We start from the raw sequence: 16,704 nt of genomic DNA, 5'->3' as shown, positions 1-16,704 counted from the left end.
TTATGACAACAAACAATGGCTTAACTCCAGAATTGGATAATAAAGCAGAGATCGAGAGATTACTCGAATCTGAAATCCAAGCTCAAAGAGATAGAGCTATGGTGAAAGCCTTACAAAATGTAACCCTTGGGGTTGTTAACACTCGATTTGCTCTATCCGGCCTAAGATCAAGTATCGGTTATATAAAAGAAAGGTTGGACGCTTTGAATAAAAATATCAAAGAATCATCAGATTCGTCTGACAAACTTACTGCAGCCATAAAGAATATTACTTTATGGGGAACAATTATCGCTGGTACAGGCGTAATGGTGGCAATCTTTAACTTAGTATTTGAGGTTTATAAATATTTTCACCCATTAAATTAACCTATGGAATTTGATTCATCCTCACTAGGATATATTCTAGATTTTCTTGCAGGATTTTTCATAATCCAGTCTATTGTCTTGAGATCAAAAAGACATATAAAAGCTGAATCCTCCACTTTATATGATGGTAATCCGCTAGTATACGAATCACAATTAAAAGCTTTCTGGGACGGTTGGATAGGTGTGGTCCTATTATTTATTGGGTTATTTCTTCATCTTATCCATTTTGAAATACATGTTTATATTTTTTTAATTAGTGCCGCACTATCAGTAACAGTGCCATACGTTTTCACTTTTTTAATAAAGAGAACAATAAAAAAGGAAGTCCGACACGAGCACCCTCATTATGATCAGGTTACGAAAAATATGGAGGATGGAAAATACTAATGAATAAACATAGTATGAAAAGCTTATTCAAATGGTTTGGTGCATTGTTTAATAAAAAAGATGTCATGGATGGTGTTGATGAAGCTTTTTTCCGTCCAATTATGTTTTTGTTTCCGAATATCCTTAAAGAAAGTGTGTCATCAAAGGTGGATATAGAAGATTGGAAAAAAGATTATTTATCAAAAAATAAAAATATCGAGAAGTACATATATGATGCATGTGAAGCGCTGCAGATTTGTGGAATTTCCTACACAAAATACAAAAAAGAACTTAAGCGTTATTCGGACGATGAACTCAACAATGGTGCTGGTGAAATAGTGGGCAGAAACTTTGAAATTGAAGCCCGCCTCATGTTAAGACGAATGCTAGAGCTATTTGTAGAAAGTACCCATTTTGAGAAGATTAAAAACGATAAAGAAAAGACATTTAAGCATTTTAATTTACTTCGGAATCTTAAGGCTTTTCATTCAAGGAAGAGTAATGTTAAAGAATTCTGTGATTTTGATTTGGAATTTGACACCAAGGCCATTTCTGAGATTCGTTCAGAGTTAAGTAGTTTGTCCATTAAAAACACATTTTATCTTGTTAATAACAAGGATTTTAATAAAGATGGAGATATTAAGAATCTATTTAAACCATTTCGTAATTTACTTGAGGAAGCCTTACCAAGTATGACAGATGGATTGAGGGAGATGGTCGGTGAGTCCTATCAATTATATGCGGAAACCAGTGATGTTATTCATGGATTTTCTGGTGGACCAAATTTTAATCTACGAAATTATCATCAGGAAGTAATGGCTATTTATGCCAGGTCAGCAGTGCTTGCCTCAAATATTCTGAAATATCTTGTAGTAATAGGTGAAAGCCAAATAAGCAACACTAAGATTAAAGAAGCTATTAATGGATTGAAAACTGATGGTTTGCCAGAACAATATACATTTAATATTGGAGACAAAGTGCTGGTGCTTAGACAGATCCGGGCACAAATAATAGAGATATCAGAATCAAAATATAAGTGTAAAAAATATAAAGTTAAATATGATGACAAGCGCGGAGATTTTAATTGGTCATTCGAAAGAGAGTGGTTTTTGTTAAAGGAACTAACCAAGCTTAAGTCATAAAGTAGCCGTATTTAGCCCCTAAATTGCCCTGTGTACGCTTTTCTGAGCCTATCCAGGGCTTTTTACGTTGTAATTGATTCCGCAGAGTTTTTCGCACTTTTAGCAATCCATACTTAGTGGGTCCTATAGCAAAAGTAATGCACACCAAAATGCACGATGTGTGCTTTTAGGATTAGAGGGTCCAGAGAAGATAGAAGTAATTCCTACAGTTTGTCACTTTTATTCTCTTAGGATAAACCCATAATCCTGGCCATAAAAAGTAATACACCATGTTTTGCTTTTTTATACGGATAGGATTAGGAACATCCTCATAGGGTAAAAGTAATTCCTGCAATTAGAAACTTTTACACCTTTAGGATTATGAATACTCCTGTTGCGCGGAGAAAGCTGGGTCACTCGCAACAGGGACTCAGCTTTTTCCGTTGCAGGTCAAAGGTCGAAATTATTAATCAAGCACCACATCATCATGCTAAGCAAACAAGCGCTAGACGAATATCGGGAAATATATCGCCAGGAACATGGCGAGGTCCCATCAGATGAGGTCCTGGTTGAAGAAGCAACCAAACTCCTGACAGTCTTTGACCTTGTCTATCGGCCGGTGAAAAAGGTGTGGCTTAAAGAATATGAACAACGAGAAGTATTTTCTGGAGTGGTTGGACCCGAAGAAAAAGAAAACAGAGATAGCTCATGCCTACCACAAGGCGAAGATCGAGGAACTGAAGAATCAGATTGATCGGTCCGTTCTGCGCGGCAAGAGAAAGCCGACTCGCTTTTTCATCGAGAATGAATTTGTAAGCGAAGGCTACATGGCAAAGTTGCCGAAGATTTGTACGCTAGTTTACTGTGCAATTCTTAAGCATGGAAACACACAGACCCAAGTGGCCTGGCCGAATCTAGATACGATCCAGGAACTTACAGGAGAGAAGAACAGAAACTATGTGGCAAATGCGGTCCGGTTGCTTGTTGAGTGCAGTATTCTTGGTGTGGTCCAGACTAAGAGCGGATTTAAAACACTGAACCTGTATTACTTTAAGTCAGTCGATTTTTGGAAAAGCATTACCCATGTTACAGGAAGATTAAAACTGAAAGACTCGGTTGCGCAGTATCCAGATATACATCTCCGTAGTATCCGAAAGCGCAAAAATCGTAGTATTAACGTAGATACTTTAACTAACCAAATAAATAAATCCCCGAATTCTTTAACTAACATAGGTGATGTTCTTAAAAGGAAAATGCATAAGTGGCAGCTACCAGAACAAGTTGCTATTCAAGAGCCTTCTGGGCATAGTGTCGTCCAGACAGCCTATGAAGGATATATACCTTTAAGTGAGGTGATAAGACCCACAGAAGAAGGAGAAAATTTACCCGATATAACGGGAAATTTACGGGAAGTCGGCAGTATCCAATCGGATACTACGGAACCACCCTTTAAAAACGGCGAAAAATGGGCTGAGGGAGTAAATGAGACCCACAATCAAACACAAAATGAACCAGACAAACCAACCAACTAAATACTTCCTATACGCTCGTAAATCCAGTGAGGCAGAAGACCGACAGGCAGCGTCCATAGATGCCCAGAAAGATGAGCTCTTAAAAATTGCAAAGGACCAGGGGTTGAAAATCATTGATATCCTCGTAGAGTCACAATCAGCTAAGAAGCCAGGCAGAAAGGTATTTAACTCAATGCTTGAAAGAATCTATAATGGCGAAGCCAATGGAATCTTATGTTGGAAACTGGACCGCCTGGCTCGTAATCCGGTTGATGGTGGACAGATAAGTTGGATGTTGCAGCAGAGTGCCATATCTCAAATCGTCACGTTCGGCCGAACCTATTACCCAACAGACAACGTGCTAATGATGCAAGTCGAACTTGGTATGGCCAACCAATTTATCCGAGACCTGTCAGTGAATGTTAAGCGAGGTCTGCAAAAGAAAGTGAGAGATGGTTGGATGCCAAGCGGTGCGCCAATTGGGTATCTCAATACACCAAATAAGCAAAAGGGATATAAGACTTTAGAAAAAGATCCTGAAAGATTTCCATTGGTCCGAAGACTTTTTGATCTGGCACTTACCGGCAATTATTCTATTGCTCAGATTTGGAATATCTCAAAAAAACAACTAAATCTACGCACAGTTCCACGAAGAAATATCGGTGGCGAACATCTTTCACGATCTGCAATTTATGCAATTTTAGGCAATCCATTTTATTACGGGTGGTTTGAGTTTCCACTTCATAGCGGTAATTGGCATAAAGGGGCGCATGAACAAATGGTAACCAAAGAAGAATTCGATCAGGTCCAAAAAGTTATGGGTAGAAGTAGTCAGCCGCGCCCTCGACGAGAGGAACGCACATTTGCGTTTACCGGTCTGATGAAGTGTGCGACGTGTGGTTGCAGCATTACTGCTCAAGCTAAGGTAAAGCGTTGTAAGAACGGCAATGTCCATCACTACGTTTACTATAACTGCACCAAAAAGAGATATGACGTAGGGTGTACCGAAAAGCACGTTGAAGTAAAGCAACTCCATTTACAAATTGGTGGAATCCTTAAGGATATAAGAATTTCAGAGGAATATCGGGATTGGGCGGTAAAGCATGTTCACGAAGTACGAAAGAATGAAGCTGAAAGTGATTCAATAGCCCTCAAGACTAAACACAAAGAATGTGAAGAAGTAACGCAGCAGCTGCAGTCTTTGACCTTGAACTTCACCGCACCTTCCAATAAGGCTCGAACCATCATTAGCGATCAAGAATATCAGTCTTTAAAATCAGACCTACTCAAAAAGAAAGGAATTCTTGAAGATGAATTGAAGCTCAAGAATAAAGCCGTTGAACAATGGGCCCAACTATCAGAGCAAACTTTTGATTTTGCTTGCTATGCCCATCTTTGGTACGAGAATGGCGATGAAAAGACCAAAAGAGCGATACTCGCATGTCTTGGCTCGAACCTCACCATTTCCGACAAAAAGATCCAGATTTCTTACAGTTCTTTCTTTTTGAGCCTCATAAAAGCACGAGATGCTATCGAACAAGAAATCGAACGCGCTCGAACCTCTAAAAAGCCAATGCTTACAAAACAAAACAGGCATTTTGTACCTGCTTTGTCACTAGGGCTCCCCGGGCAGGATTCGAACCTGCGACCAATCGATTACATCGCTCTTATGATTTCTCTTAAGGATGGACTATATCATCTCCACCAATCACTTATACAAATGAAGGGGAGCAAGGCGCTTCCAAATCGATCCTGTGATCGAAATGTACTCCCGTAAAGGGATAGTCTCTACACCTTCCGAATTGTTACATCCGGCTTGGCTCGGTATTACCCGATCAATAACTTGATTTAGGGCTTCACCGAATTCACCTTGTTTTTCAACCAGAATTACTTCTGGAAGCTGCGTTACGCCACAGTCGACTGCTCTACCGCTGAGCTACCGAGGAATATTGTTATATCTGCAAAGAACTAAAAAGCCTGGATGGCAGTATAGCAGAGAACACTTGTTTTTCAAGACTTTTTAGGCTATTTCTTGCCGCGAAGATAGTCTTGATAATTCATCTCTTTCCGTCCCTCAGGAACCACTTTTAAAGGAGTGAACATGGTACCAACCATTGCTACATCAGTTATCTTTACCCGAATCTCACGTCCTGCGTGGGAATCGGTAAACCAGACACCAGGAGATCGGTGAAATGCACAAAACTTTCGGAATGCCTCTTCGTGGAGGTGTTCATCTCGTGTGTCGGCTAGGGAAGTGAGTTGTATTCGTGCATCTTCTTTTGAAAACTTATGAGTATAGGTTGCCTCATCGTGATTCTGTTCAATTGCTTCTTTTGTTCCATTCATCCAATCAGAAATACACTCAGAAAATAGCGCTGCTCCTTCGTCGGCCATAAACAATTCTAAAGATTCTTCTTTCATTGGCCATGCAAGTGGTTGAACAACTTTTTGTGCCACGATTGGTCCATGATCCATTTGTTCATCAAGAAGCATTATGGAAATTCCAATTCCATCTTTTTGAAGTGTCTCATCAAGGATCATGCTTTGCATTGGAGAAGGACCTCGGTACTTTGGAAGGAGGGAAGGATGGATATTCAATACTCCTCGATCTGGTAGATCGAGGATATTTTTTGGAATTATCTTTCCATAGGAAGCCACAAGAAAGACTTCTCCGCCAAGTGCGGTAATACTAGACTCTGTCCCTATTGCATGCTCACCTCGAATTGACTGTGGGGCGAGAAAAGGGATGTTATGGAACTGTGCGTATAATGCCACCACATTTGGCTTAACTTCTCTTCCACGACCTTGTGGGGCGTAAGGGGTGGTTACAATTCCTGAAGGAGTAATCCCTCTTTTTTGAAGAGACTCAAGGACTGAGATTGAAAACGATGAACTACCGAAAAAAATTAGTTTCATCCGATTTGTGGTTCCTTATGATCTTTTATACGTTCAGGAGGGAGGTCTTCAACGTCGACTGCGCGGTCGGTAAATAGTTTTCCTTCTAGGTGGTCAACTTCATGTTGGAAAATTTGAGCAAGTAGCCCTGATGCACCGCGAGTGAATATTTCACCTCGTTCATTGTATGCACGAAGCGTGGCTTTGGTACTACGCTCAATCTTTCCGTATAAGTATCGAACGGAGAGGCATCCTTCCGGGAGTAATTTCTTTTCTTTTGAAAGTTTTGTAATTTCAGGATTAATACACACCAAGTCTTCTGCATGCATGTCGGCATTTCGTCCACGTCTAAATGCTTTCTTTGAAACAATGAAAATTCGAAGAGATGAGCCAATTTGAGGTGCGGCAATAGCAACACCATCGTCCTGTGAGTCTAGTGCCTCTTTCATGGAGTTAATAATCCGTGTGAGATGTGCAGAACCAAGGTCTTTTGGTTGAACTGGATCTGCAATCTTTCGAAGTGTGGGGTGTTCGGCTTGGAGAATTGTTGTCATTGGATATATATCATCAGATAACTGGTTTTTAGACAAGTTGTAGCTATTCCAGCCCATATGGGTCTACAGTAAGTCTAAATGATGGATGGAGGCTAATAATAGAGGAAATGAGGCTTCCGTACTCACTTTCTGATGTTCCTTTCTGGATATGAATTCGTACTCCACCCTTAGCTTTTGTACCCATTACTACAAGTGGCAATGAAACTGGATCATGTGCAATAAACGCTTGTTGTAGGGTCTCAAGTGACTCACGTACTTTTGTTGGGTTTCCAGATGTGGTGATGGTAATGATTGAACCATATGGGGGATAGTGAAGTTGTTCTCGAAGTTTTTGTTCTGAGTCAATAAATTCCTCGAGTGTTGGTTTTATTAGAAGGTCCAAGATTTGATCATTACGTTCATGCGCTTCTATATATATGGTGCCGGAAGTTATGTCGGCAATTTTTTCCATAAGTGTTCGAGCAGATTCAAGAATGTGATACTGAGGGATTGAAAGCATATTTTCAGGGTGGGGAATAACAGTGCACCCAATATTCTTAAGATATGGAAGTGCATATATGGTTCCGACAATAATAGTTCCACCCGAGGATTTTTTTAGAAGTTCTTCTGCTCGCTTTGGGGTCGAAGCAATATCTTTATCAATCGTAATAACTTTCGCATCAGGAAATGCTTTTTTAACATCTTCAGAAACTGACTCGGTGCCTGGCTTGATGAGGCGCAGTCTCCAGCTTCCGCAGTTAGCACAGAGGTCTCGTAGTGGTTGTTCACTTTGGCAGTGGTGGCAATGGTATGCGCGCGGATCTTTTGCTTGGGTGCTTCCAGCTAATCCAACTAATTCTTCAGGTGGGCGAGGTTCTACTTTTCGAATAAGGGTTACAGGAAGTCCACAATTCACGCAGGGAACAGAAACTCCACAGTCCCCACAGCGAACAATCCCGTAGAGAGCTTTTCTAAATGAAAGTACAAAGACATTTTTTCCATCCTGTAGTGTTTGCGTGACTTCTTCAGATAGCTTTGTATCGGCATATAACTTTTGAAGGACACCACGAACTCTTTTTTTAAGTGGGGTTCGGTCAATGGTTACCGTGCTTCCTGTAGCGATTGTAAGAGGAATGGTGCTACCAAGGTGTGTAATTGGTTTACCCGCTTTTTCTGTATACAGTGAAAGCCACTGCAGAAAAGAAACTCTTGGTTCTTTGACCATCGTCCAACCTGCCTCAGAAACATTAACAGCAAGTATCTCGTCTGCTCGTGTTGAAGCGATTGCAGCGTACTGTGGGGTGGTGATTGTAATTGGAATAACTGGTGAGCGGACAATTTCACGGAGCTTTTTTTGTTTTGCAGTTGTGAGAGTTCCTTCAAGTCGACATGTAGGCGCAGTGCCTTCAAGGAGTTGTTCAATGTGCTTACCTATGTCTCGTGTGGGTGTAATTATCGCAATACTTTTTCCTGAGGATGTTACTTCCTTTGTTATTTCTAAAATCTTATTTCTCTGTCCGTCTATTGATAATGCAAAAGATCGTGCCTGCTGATTCTTTACAATCGCTTTATGTTTTGGTGCGGTTATCAATTGCTCCAATAGATCAATTGGCATTTCAGGATAGAGTGCCTTAATTACAGAGCCTGAAAGTGTAAGGTGTGCATCAGCAAGTATTGAAGTAGATTCCAAAAGGGCAGGATCAACTTTCTGTGTTCCAATTACACCCTCGCCATTTCCTAGTCTTTTTAAGGTGAATGGCATGTTCTTAATGTCAGTTCTGTTTCGAATAGGTGAGCTATCAATTACAACACCAAGGAGAGGTTTGTTGCGAATTCTGATGGGTACCAATGCTCCACGCGAAAAACCGCTCGATGAAAAGTACGTAAGCGGTTCTCGGAGTCCTATCTCAAGCGGAGATACGGTTAGTGTGTACACGCCCCTATTATCTATGATTCTCGAAGAATTTTCACGTTTGCACCAATTGAGTTCAATCGTGAAACAAGGTCCTCATATCCTCGGTTAATACTGTATATATTGCGTAGTACTGATGTTCCATTTGCTGCAAGCATTCCAATCAGGAGAATTGCTGCTGGGCGGAGTGCTGGAGGGCAGATAACCTCAGCTGCCTTAAGTGGTGTCGGTCCAATGATTTGTAATCGATGTGGGTCAATCAAGACGGTCTCAGCACCAAGCTTATCAATATCTTTTGTGTGAATTGCACGCTTCTCATATACCCAGTCGTGAATCAACGTCATTCCTTCGGCTTGAGTAGCAATGATTGCAAAGAAAGGTAAGTTGTCGATGTTAAGTCCTGGGTAAGGTCGGCACTCGATCTTTTCTTCAAGGGCAACGAGTTTTGATGGGTGAGTCTGAATATCAACAAGTTTTGTTCGGCCGTTGTGTGATTGATATTCTTTTACAATTTCATATTTAAAACCCATCTTCTCTAATTTGATCAATTCTACTTCGAGGAATTCAATTGGGCAGCGACGGATGAGGAGGGAAGACTTGGTGACAATTGCTGCAGCAAGGAAAAACATTGACTCAATCGGATCTTCGGAAAGATAGTATGTTACGTCCATGTCAATATCTTTAACGCCGTGGACGGTGATTGTTGTTGTCCCGATTCCATCAATTTTTACACCGAGTTTTTCGAGGAAGAAACATACCTCTTGTCCCATGTAGTTCGCTGAGGCATATTTGATGATAGTTTTTCCTGGAATTCCTGCAGCTGCAATGATTGCGTTTTCAGTTACTGTGTCACCTGATTCATAGAGAACAATTTCAGCAGGTTGAAGTTTTGGTGCTGAAATATCGTATGAGCGCTCTTTTGATTCAACATGTACTCCAAATTTCTCAAGTGCAAAGAGGTGTGGTCGAACGGTTCGTGATCCAAGTTTGCAACCACCAGCTTGTGGAAGACTGAATTTCTTTGCGTGGTGAATGAGGGGGCCAATAAGCATGATGATGCTTCGAGTGCGCTCAGCCGCTGCAACATCAATATTTTTAAAATCTATTTTCTTTGGTACTTGGATTTCGAGATCCGGTCCTTTCCATTCAATACTGATACCCATTGAAGCGAATACTTCAATCATTCTCTTTACTTCTTCAATCTTTGGTACGTTTTTGAGTGTTGTTTTTCCGTGGTTAAGGAGGGAAGCGGCAAGGAGTCCCATGGCACCGTTTTTTGAAGTCTTTGTATCAATTGCTCCTGAGAGCTTTCGTCCACCTTCAACTTTAATATTGAGAGATCCATCAGAAACTCGAATAAGGTCTTGTTCGAGTGCATCGCTGATTTTCATGATCATCTCAGCAGAAAGGTTCTGGTCACCCTTTTCAATACGAGCAATAGCGCTTTGTGTTGTGCCTACCATTTCTGCCAATTTACCCTGTGTTAGGCCCGCGTGTTCCCTGAATCGACCGATCATTACCCCTATCTCTTTTGTGTATGAATTCATATCTATATAGCATATATGATATATAGTAACTTGTCACCTTGAGAGTGGTTCGTGGTGTGGAAAAATATAAAATCGTTGATTTCTGCAATAAATTATGGTATAATGTTCCTTGAATCAGTGTTACTCTGTAGCACAGTACATTTTAGTAATTTCAAACCACATGGAGGAATCATGCTGAAACCATGGCATACGAAAGAAGCAATTCGAAGATCGGTGAAGGTGATTGTTGCTGAATCGACCTTATTTGAAGGTCGACCAGAACAGGTGCCCACTGAAACGGCTTTGCAAGACGATCCAATTGGCATCGTCGACCGGTTCTTTTACAGGCTGCTCAACCAAAGGGTTGAAAATGAGTTTCATGTCACGATTTTTGATGACACCGAACTTAACAACCTCGATCAGAGTGGGCACGCTCGCTCAGTGATCACTGTTGAGGAGATTGTCAATCGAATTGATAAAGAACTTCACGGCATCACTCAGATGTTGAAGTAGTATAGTCCAACTCCACTGCCACACACCGTGGCAGTTTTGTTTAGGATGTCTAGTGTTTCTGTATGTGATTTAATGTGAATAATTGTTCCTAGTCCACATAACCAAGGAGGTCTGCTGTGTCTGGCACATCGGCAAAATCTATTAGTGTCGAAGCGACCACTGCTCTGGTAAAAAGCCTCATTGCTCAAGCGGTGTATTACGATGGGGATCCACTTACACTGCGCTCTGAGCTCAAGTTGAAAGACCCACCCCTTTCTTATGATGACGGGGTGTGGTTTCTCCAACTTCGGTATTTGGTTGAAAGAACATTTCATTTTCAACTCCTTTCAGATGAAGAACTGAGACGTGCTCATGATTGGAGTTTTCGCGATTCATTCACGGTCGGCATGATCATTGACCGGGTTCATAGCAAACTCCTTGAGAGTGACGCTCACCTTGCGGTTTAAAGGGAGTACAGAATTTATTTGCCGCCACAGACTGTGGCGGCTTTTCTTTTATTGAAAAAAACAAGGAAACGACGTAGTATGACCCCACATGGGATTTTTTACTAAAAAGCTTGGAATTGACCTAGGTACAGCAAACACGCTGGTGTTTGTGCCCGGAAAGGGAGTGGTACTAAATGAGCCTTCAGTTGTTGCGGTCTCGTCTAACAATAGAATCCTCGCGGTAGGATCTGAAGCCAAGTTTATGATCGGACGAACACCGGATGAAATCATTGCGTATCGTCCAATGAAAGATGGGGTGATTGCGGACTATCGTGTAACCGAAGCGATGCTTCGATATTACATTCATAAGGCACTCGGCCGTTTTAATATTATTCGCCCTGACGTACTCATCTCAGTTCCTGCTGGAGTGACATCAACCGAGCGACGTGCGGTTATCGAAGCTGCGGTTAAAGCTGGTGCAAAGAATGCGTATGTTGTTAAAGAACCTATTCTTGCGGCAATTGGTGCTGGTATTCCAATTCACGAACCAATGGGACGAATGGTTGTTGACGCTGGAGGTGGAACAACTGATGTGGCGGTGATTTCACTTGGAGGAATTGTGGCATCCACTTCTGTGAAAGTTGCTGGAAACAAAATTGATGCGGCAATAATTGATTATGTAAAAAAGACGTTTAACCTTTCGATTGGGGAAAAGACGGCAGAGGATATCAAAATTCAAGTTGGATCAGCCGTTCCTGTTGAAGAAGAATTGACAATGATTGTAAAGGGAAGAGATTTTGTCTCAGGTCTTCCGCGTTCTATTGAAATGCGAACAAACGAAGTAGTGAAAGCAATTTCCCGAGAACTTCGAGAAATGATCAATGCGATTAAGTCAGTACTTCAAGAGACTCCTCCTGAACTTGCCTCAGACATTATTGACCAGGGAATTATTATGACTGGTGGTACATCACAACTTAGAAATCTTCCCGAACTGGTTTTTCGAAGGACAGGTGTTAAAGCACTACTTGCTGATGAAGCATATTTTTGTGTAGCAAAGGGAACCGGTATTGCACTTGAACATTTGGATGTATATAAGCGTGCAATTGTAGCGAAGCGATAAGAAAAGCCGCCATGAATCATGGCGGCTAGTACGGAATAATGTTAACGCCTCATTCGGCGCATCATTTCTTCTTTGAGTGAGTTCATTCTGAATTGGATGGCATTGATCGCTGTGTTGTCTGTCCGATGAGCCAATCTTGATTTCAAACCCCGGTACTCGGGTAGGTGTGTTTCTAAGCTCCGCAACTGTTTTTACTGCGAGATCGACGTACTCCGCAAGTAATTCCTCTTTGGTGAGATTCGCGGGTGGCTGTGAAGTATTACCCCTTGGCATACAAACCTCTTTGTGGGGTGGTGGTGGAACAGGACTTTCTATAACACTGTTTTTTATATTAGTAAATCAAGGTAAAGAAAAATCGCACAAGTTTGCTTACAAACAAGTGCGATTTAAAGTTCACATGTGCCTACTTGGTAGTTGGCACGGTGGTTGGACGGGTACTTGGTGTCGCGCGTGCGCGAGCGGTGTGTAGAATCGGCGGAAATTGAAGCGCGCGTAATTTCCCTTCGCCTTGGTATGTGCTACTCAAAGGACGCGTTGTCGGGTGTTCGTTGATCAGTTGGTTGATGCGAGTGTCTTGTCTAGCAATAATGCTAAACGTGTCGTCGTAGCGGGAGTCGAGTCGAGTGATCTCTTTCTTCGCGTCTACCTCTGAACGTAAGAGGCTGACGTTAAGCAGAACAGAGATCGTAAGTAGAAGAGACAGCAGAGCGTTGATACGCATTACCATTACTACTCCCTGTAAATGAACATAGGATACAAGATCCTTACTTATATATTAGATCATATAATAGTTATTACGTCAATAAATTATATGCCTGGTAAAATATTCTTCAATAAGGCTGTAAAATATCCACTATGGAAGAAGTATCCACACATCATTTTGTAATCCTCCACCCGTCGGAAGAGTCACTAACCCTGGAGAATCCATTGGATACATATATATACGAGGACGATACGCTCACTATTGATGTTGTTAGACATGTATATACGTTTTTTTCAACCAATGCATTTGGTGGAAACGGGAAAGTAGGTCACATCCGAGTCCGTACAGTAACATTAGAAGCACAAAATGCTCTTTTAAAGTTAACTGAAGAAATGTCAGGAGGAAATAGATTATTTCTTCATATGTCACCACATACAATTATTCCCACGCTCCGTTCGCGAGCGCATATTGTAAATACATTAGGTCAAAAACAAGAGGAAACAAAGCGACCATCAAAAAAGAAAGACACAACAGCAGAATTTTTAGCGAGTGGTCCAGCAGGACGAATCAAATTGGTCCAGAAATACATCAAAGGTAAAGACCATGCTGAGGCGGGACTATTTATTGAGCGACTAGCAGTAGTTATTCGGTCAGAAGACACATCAATGACACCACAAGAGACTGCACGCGCACTCTCAGTTATCCACGAAACACGCTCAGCACTCGATAGAAATGGTATCTCGCTTAAATTGCTATTGGAATACCTATCCCTTATACTTCCTAAATATGTATAACTTTTCATTACTGAAGAAAAAAGCCCAAGATGTTGAGTCTTGGTTACTCAACGAAAACACACAAATTAGAACTGGACGAGCAACTCCAGCTATTTTGGATGGTGTAAAAATAGAAGCCTATGGCAGCCAAATGCCAATTTCTCAGTTGGCATCAGTAACCGGCGAAGACGCACGAACACTCCGAGTGACTCCATATGACGCAAGTGTTGTGAAGGACCTTGAAAAGGGAATCCAGGCAGCTGATTTGGGTCTTGGAATTGCAAACGATGGAAAAGGACTTCGACTTACGTTTCCTCAGTTAACAACAGAACGCCGAACACAATTTGTGAAGATTGCAAAAGATAAACTTGAACAAGCGAAGATTTCTCTCCGTGGTCTTCGTGATGACACGTGGCAAGAAATTCAGAACAAGGAAAAGGAAGGTGGAATGAGCGAAGATGACAAATTCCGTTTCAAGACCGAGATGGAAAAGATTATTCAAGAGACCCAGAAGAAGCTTGAAGAAATGATGGTTAAAAAAGAGAAGGAAATTCTCGAACAATAATGTTTACCGTAATACTTTTTCTCATTGTCCTCTCTGTACTGATTTTTGTACATGAACTAGGTCACTTTGTTACCGCAAAACTGTTTGGTATGCGAGTGGATGAGTTTGCACTTGGTTTTCCTCCACGAATCTTTGCATGGAAAAAAGGAGAGACTGAATATGCACTTAACGCACTTCCAATTGGAGGGTATGTTCGAATTCACGGTGAAAATCCAAGTGAAGAATCTCTCACTGGATCTGATTCAAATCGCAGTTTCACGTCAAAGCCACGATGGATGCAGGCAATTGTGCTTCTCGCGGGGGTAACCTTTAATATCTTATTTGCCTGGATATCAATATCCCTTGGGTTTATGGTTGGTTTTCCAGTTTCAACAGACTATATAGAAGGTGCACGATACGATGATGTAAAAGTTGTTATCAGTATTGTTGACCCAGACTCTCCAGCTTCACGAGCAGGACTATTACCAGGGGACGAGATTGTTGAACTATCAAAACGCTCTGTCTCAGGAGATGTTGGAGGTCTTGAGGTAGTTGCACCGAGTGATGTTCAAACAGTACAAAACTTCATTAAGGATTCGTCATCTGACGGTCTGACTATGAGAGTGATGCGAGGCTCTACTGCTACAACTACTACGGTTATTCCAGTGGTATCAAGTGCAACCACAACTCCGATGATTGGAATTGGACTAGGCACCGTTGGACTACTCAAACTTCCAATATATAAGGCGTTTATCGAAGGAGCAAACCTTACGGCAAATATGACCGTAGCAATTACTGGCGGTCTGTACCATTTCTTTACAGGAATCTTTACTGAAGATGACATCATGTCTCAGGTGTCAGGTCCAGTTGGAATCGCAAAGCTTGTTTCAACTGCAGGACAAATGGGATTTGCATACCTTGTGTCATTCACTGCACTTATTTCAATTAACCTGGCTGTTATTAACATCTTGCCGTTCCCAGCGCTTGATGGAGGACGATTGTTATTTGTAATAATTGAATCAATTACACGACGTCGGATTTCACCAACATTTGCAAATGCGGTAAACATCGGTGGCTTTGTAATTCTCCTTGGTTTGATGTTGTTTATAACCGTTAATGACGTTATTAAATTACTATGAGGTTACAGACACTATTTACGAAGACTCGAAGAGAGAATCCTGCTGATGAGCAGTCAAAGAATGCAATTCTTCTAGAGCGTGCAGGCTACGTTCATAAAAACCTTGCAGGAGTCTACTCGTTTTTACCGCTAGGAAATATTGTCCTTCAAAATATTGTCTCAATTATCCGCAAGGAAATGGTTGGACTTGGCGCACAAGAAGTGTCACTCTCAGCACTTCAAGACAAAGAGGTTTGGAAAAAGACCGACCGTTGGGACGATGCAAAAGTTGATAACTGGTTTAAGACTACATTCAAGTCAGGCGGTGAAACCGGTCTTGGTATTACTCACGAAGAGCCACTCACAAACCTCATGAGAGATCACATCTCGTCATACCGTGACTTGCCTCGATATGTATTTCAGTTCCAGATTAAATTTAGAAATGAAGCGCGCGCAAAAAGCGGCATCATGCGTGGAAAGGAATTTTTAATGAAAGACCTCTACTCGTTCTCAAAAACAGTTGAAGAGCACGATGCTTTTTATGCACAAGTGAGGGCTGCATACATCAGAATCTTTGATGCGGTTGGTTTAGGAGACGTTACATACCCAACATTCGCGTCAGGAGGAATTTTCAGTAAGTTTTCAGAAGAGTTCCAGACAATAACAGAAGCTGGTGAAGATACTATTTATATTGATACAAAGAAAAAAGTTGCCGTTAACAAAGAAGTGTATACAGATGAAGTCTTGTCTGAGCTCGGATTATCAAAAGACACCTTAAAGGAAATTAAGGCAGTAGAAGTTGGAAATATTTTCAATCTTGGTACAAAGTTTTCAGATCCACTTGAGCTTACATACACAGACGAGACAGGAGAGCGAAAATCAGTAGTCATGGGAAGTTATGGAATTGGTCCTGGAAGGCTCATGGGCACGATTGTAGAAGTATTTTCGGATGATAAAGGAATTGTCTGGCCATCAGCCGTTGCACCAGCTCGTGTGCACATAGCACAACTTGGAAATAGCGAAGAGGTACAAGCAACTGCATTAAAAACATATACAGAGCTACAATCTTCTGGTGTTACTGCTATCCTCGATGATCGAGATTTGCGTCCTGGAGAGAAATTATCTGACGCAGAACTTATGGGTATGCCACACATTCTTATCATTTCTGAAAAGTCCCTTAAAGCAGGTGGTATTGAGTACAGAAATCGAAAAACTGGTGAAACACAAATCATAGGAACTGACATCTCGGCAATCTCGGATATTTGTGTATAATGCGTTGT

General features: G+C 41.4%; 16 protein-coding genes. 12 read left to right on the top strand and 4 right to left on the bottom strand.

The window, feature by feature from the left end; all coding sequences use genetic code 11:
• The first annotated feature begins 2 nt into the window (after positions 1–2).
• The 5 genes from PLF31_00665 to PLF31_00645 all read left to right on the top strand — a co-directional run bounded on the left by PLF31_00665 (position 3) and on the right by PLF31_00645 (position 5,140).
• A complete protein-coding gene (locus PLF31_00665) occupies positions 3–365 on the top strand; it encodes a hypothetical protein (GenBank protein HRH25976.1) in 363 nt (120 codons plus the stop codon).
• Positions 366–766: 401 nt separating this feature from the next.
• On the top strand, positions 767–1,873 hold the full coding sequence (locus tag PLF31_00660; GenBank protein HRH25975.1) for a hypothetical protein: 1,107 nt from the start codon (positions 767–769) through the stop codon (positions 1,871–1,873).
• A 466-nt stretch (positions 1,874–2,339) separates the two neighbouring features.
• Entirely contained in the window at positions 2,340–2,606 is a 267-nt protein-coding gene (locus PLF31_00655; protein ID HRH25974.1) for a hypothetical protein, read from the top strand.
• Positions 2,497–3,384 (top strand): helix-turn-helix domain-containing protein, encoded by an 888-nt coding sequence (locus tag PLF31_00650; GenBank protein HRH25973.1) that lies wholly within the window; start codon positions 2,497–2,499, stop codon positions 3,382–3,384. Before PLF31_00655 ends, PLF31_00650 begins: the two co-directional genes overlap by 110 nt.
• Positions 3,359–5,140: a recombinase family protein gene (locus PLF31_00645; GenBank protein ID HRH25972.1), complete on the top strand. Its 1,782-nt coding sequence runs from the start codon at positions 3,359–3,361 to the stop codon at positions 5,138–5,140. Before PLF31_00650 ends, PLF31_00645 begins: the two co-directional genes overlap by 26 nt.
• 248 nt (positions 5,141–5,388) lie before the next feature.
• On the opposite strand, the gene PLF31_00640 is transcribed toward PLF31_00645, so the two are convergent.
• The 4 genes from PLF31_00640 to PLF31_00625 form a co-directional block, all read right to left on the bottom strand.
• Entirely contained in the window at positions 5,389–6,279 is an 891-nt protein-coding gene (locus PLF31_00640) for a methionyl-tRNA formyltransferase (GenBank protein HRH25971.1), read from the bottom strand.
• Entirely contained in the window at positions 6,276–6,812 is a 537-nt protein-coding gene (gene def, locus PLF31_00635) for a peptide deformylase (protein HRH25970.1), read from the bottom strand. The genes PLF31_00640 and def overlap by 4 nt, the downstream gene beginning before the upstream one ends.
• A 43-nt stretch (positions 6,813–6,855) precedes the next feature.
• Complete coding sequence (locus PLF31_00630; protein ID HRH25969.1) at positions 6,856–8,553, bottom strand: hypothetical protein; 1,698 nt, start codon at positions 8,551–8,553, stop codon at positions 6,856–6,858.
• Between the two features lie 185 nt (positions 8,554–8,738).
• Positions 8,739–10,250, bottom strand: coding sequence for a UDP-N-acetylglucosamine 1-carboxyvinyltransferase (locus PLF31_00625; GenBank protein HRH25968.1), 1,512 nt, complete (start codon positions 10,248–10,250; stop codon positions 8,739–8,741).
• Between the two features lie 102 nt (positions 10,251–10,352).
• On the opposite strand from PLF31_00625, the gene PLF31_00620 reads away from it, so the two are divergent.
• The 7 genes from PLF31_00620 (at position 10,353) to PLF31_00590 (ending at position 16,696) form a co-directional block, all read left to right on the top strand.
• Positions 10,353–10,742 (top strand): hypothetical protein, encoded by a 390-nt coding sequence (locus tag PLF31_00620; protein ID HRH25967.1) that lies wholly within the window; start codon positions 10,353–10,355, stop codon positions 10,740–10,742.
• 116 nt (positions 10,743–10,858) lie between these two features.
• Positions 10,859–11,188: a hypothetical protein gene (locus PLF31_00615; GenBank protein ID HRH25966.1), complete on the top strand. Its 330-nt coding sequence runs from the start codon at positions 10,859–10,861 to the stop codon at positions 11,186–11,188.
• An 88-nt stretch (positions 11,189–11,276) separates the two neighbouring features.
• Positions 11,277–12,287: a rod shape-determining protein gene (locus tag PLF31_00610; GenBank protein HRH25965.1), complete on the top strand. Its 1,011-nt coding sequence runs from the start codon at positions 11,277–11,279 to the stop codon at positions 12,285–12,287.
• Between the two features lie 855 nt (positions 12,288–13,142).
• Entirely contained in the window at positions 13,143–13,784 is a 642-nt protein-coding gene (locus PLF31_00605; protein ID HRH25964.1) for a hypothetical protein, read from the top strand.
• Positions 13,777–14,328: a ribosome recycling factor gene (gene frr / locus PLF31_00600; protein ID HRH25963.1), complete on the top strand. Its 552-nt coding sequence runs from the start codon at positions 13,777–13,779 to the stop codon at positions 14,326–14,328. Before PLF31_00605 ends, frr begins: the two co-directional genes overlap by 8 nt.
• Positions 14,328–15,446: a site-2 protease family protein gene (locus tag PLF31_00595; protein HRH25962.1), complete on the top strand. Its 1,119-nt coding sequence runs from the start codon at positions 14,328–14,330 to the stop codon at positions 15,444–15,446. Before frr ends, PLF31_00595 begins: the two co-directional genes overlap by 1 nt.
• Positions 15,443–16,696, top strand: a complete 1,254-nt coding sequence (locus tag PLF31_00590; GenBank protein ID HRH25961.1) for a His/Gly/Thr/Pro-type tRNA ligase C-terminal domain-containing protein — start codon at positions 15,443–15,445, stop codon at positions 16,694–16,696. Before PLF31_00595 ends, PLF31_00590 begins: the two co-directional genes overlap by 4 nt.
• The last annotated feature ends 8 nt before the right edge of the window (positions 16,697–16,704 follow it).

Source organism: Candidatus Paceibacterota bacterium, assembly GCA_035438625.1.
GTDB lineage: Bacteria > Patescibacteriota > Minisyncoccia > Phycocordibacterales > DAORIS01 > DAORIS01.
Note: the sequence above shows the minus strand (reverse complement) of the source record. Positions and strands in the feature narration are given on the sequence as shown.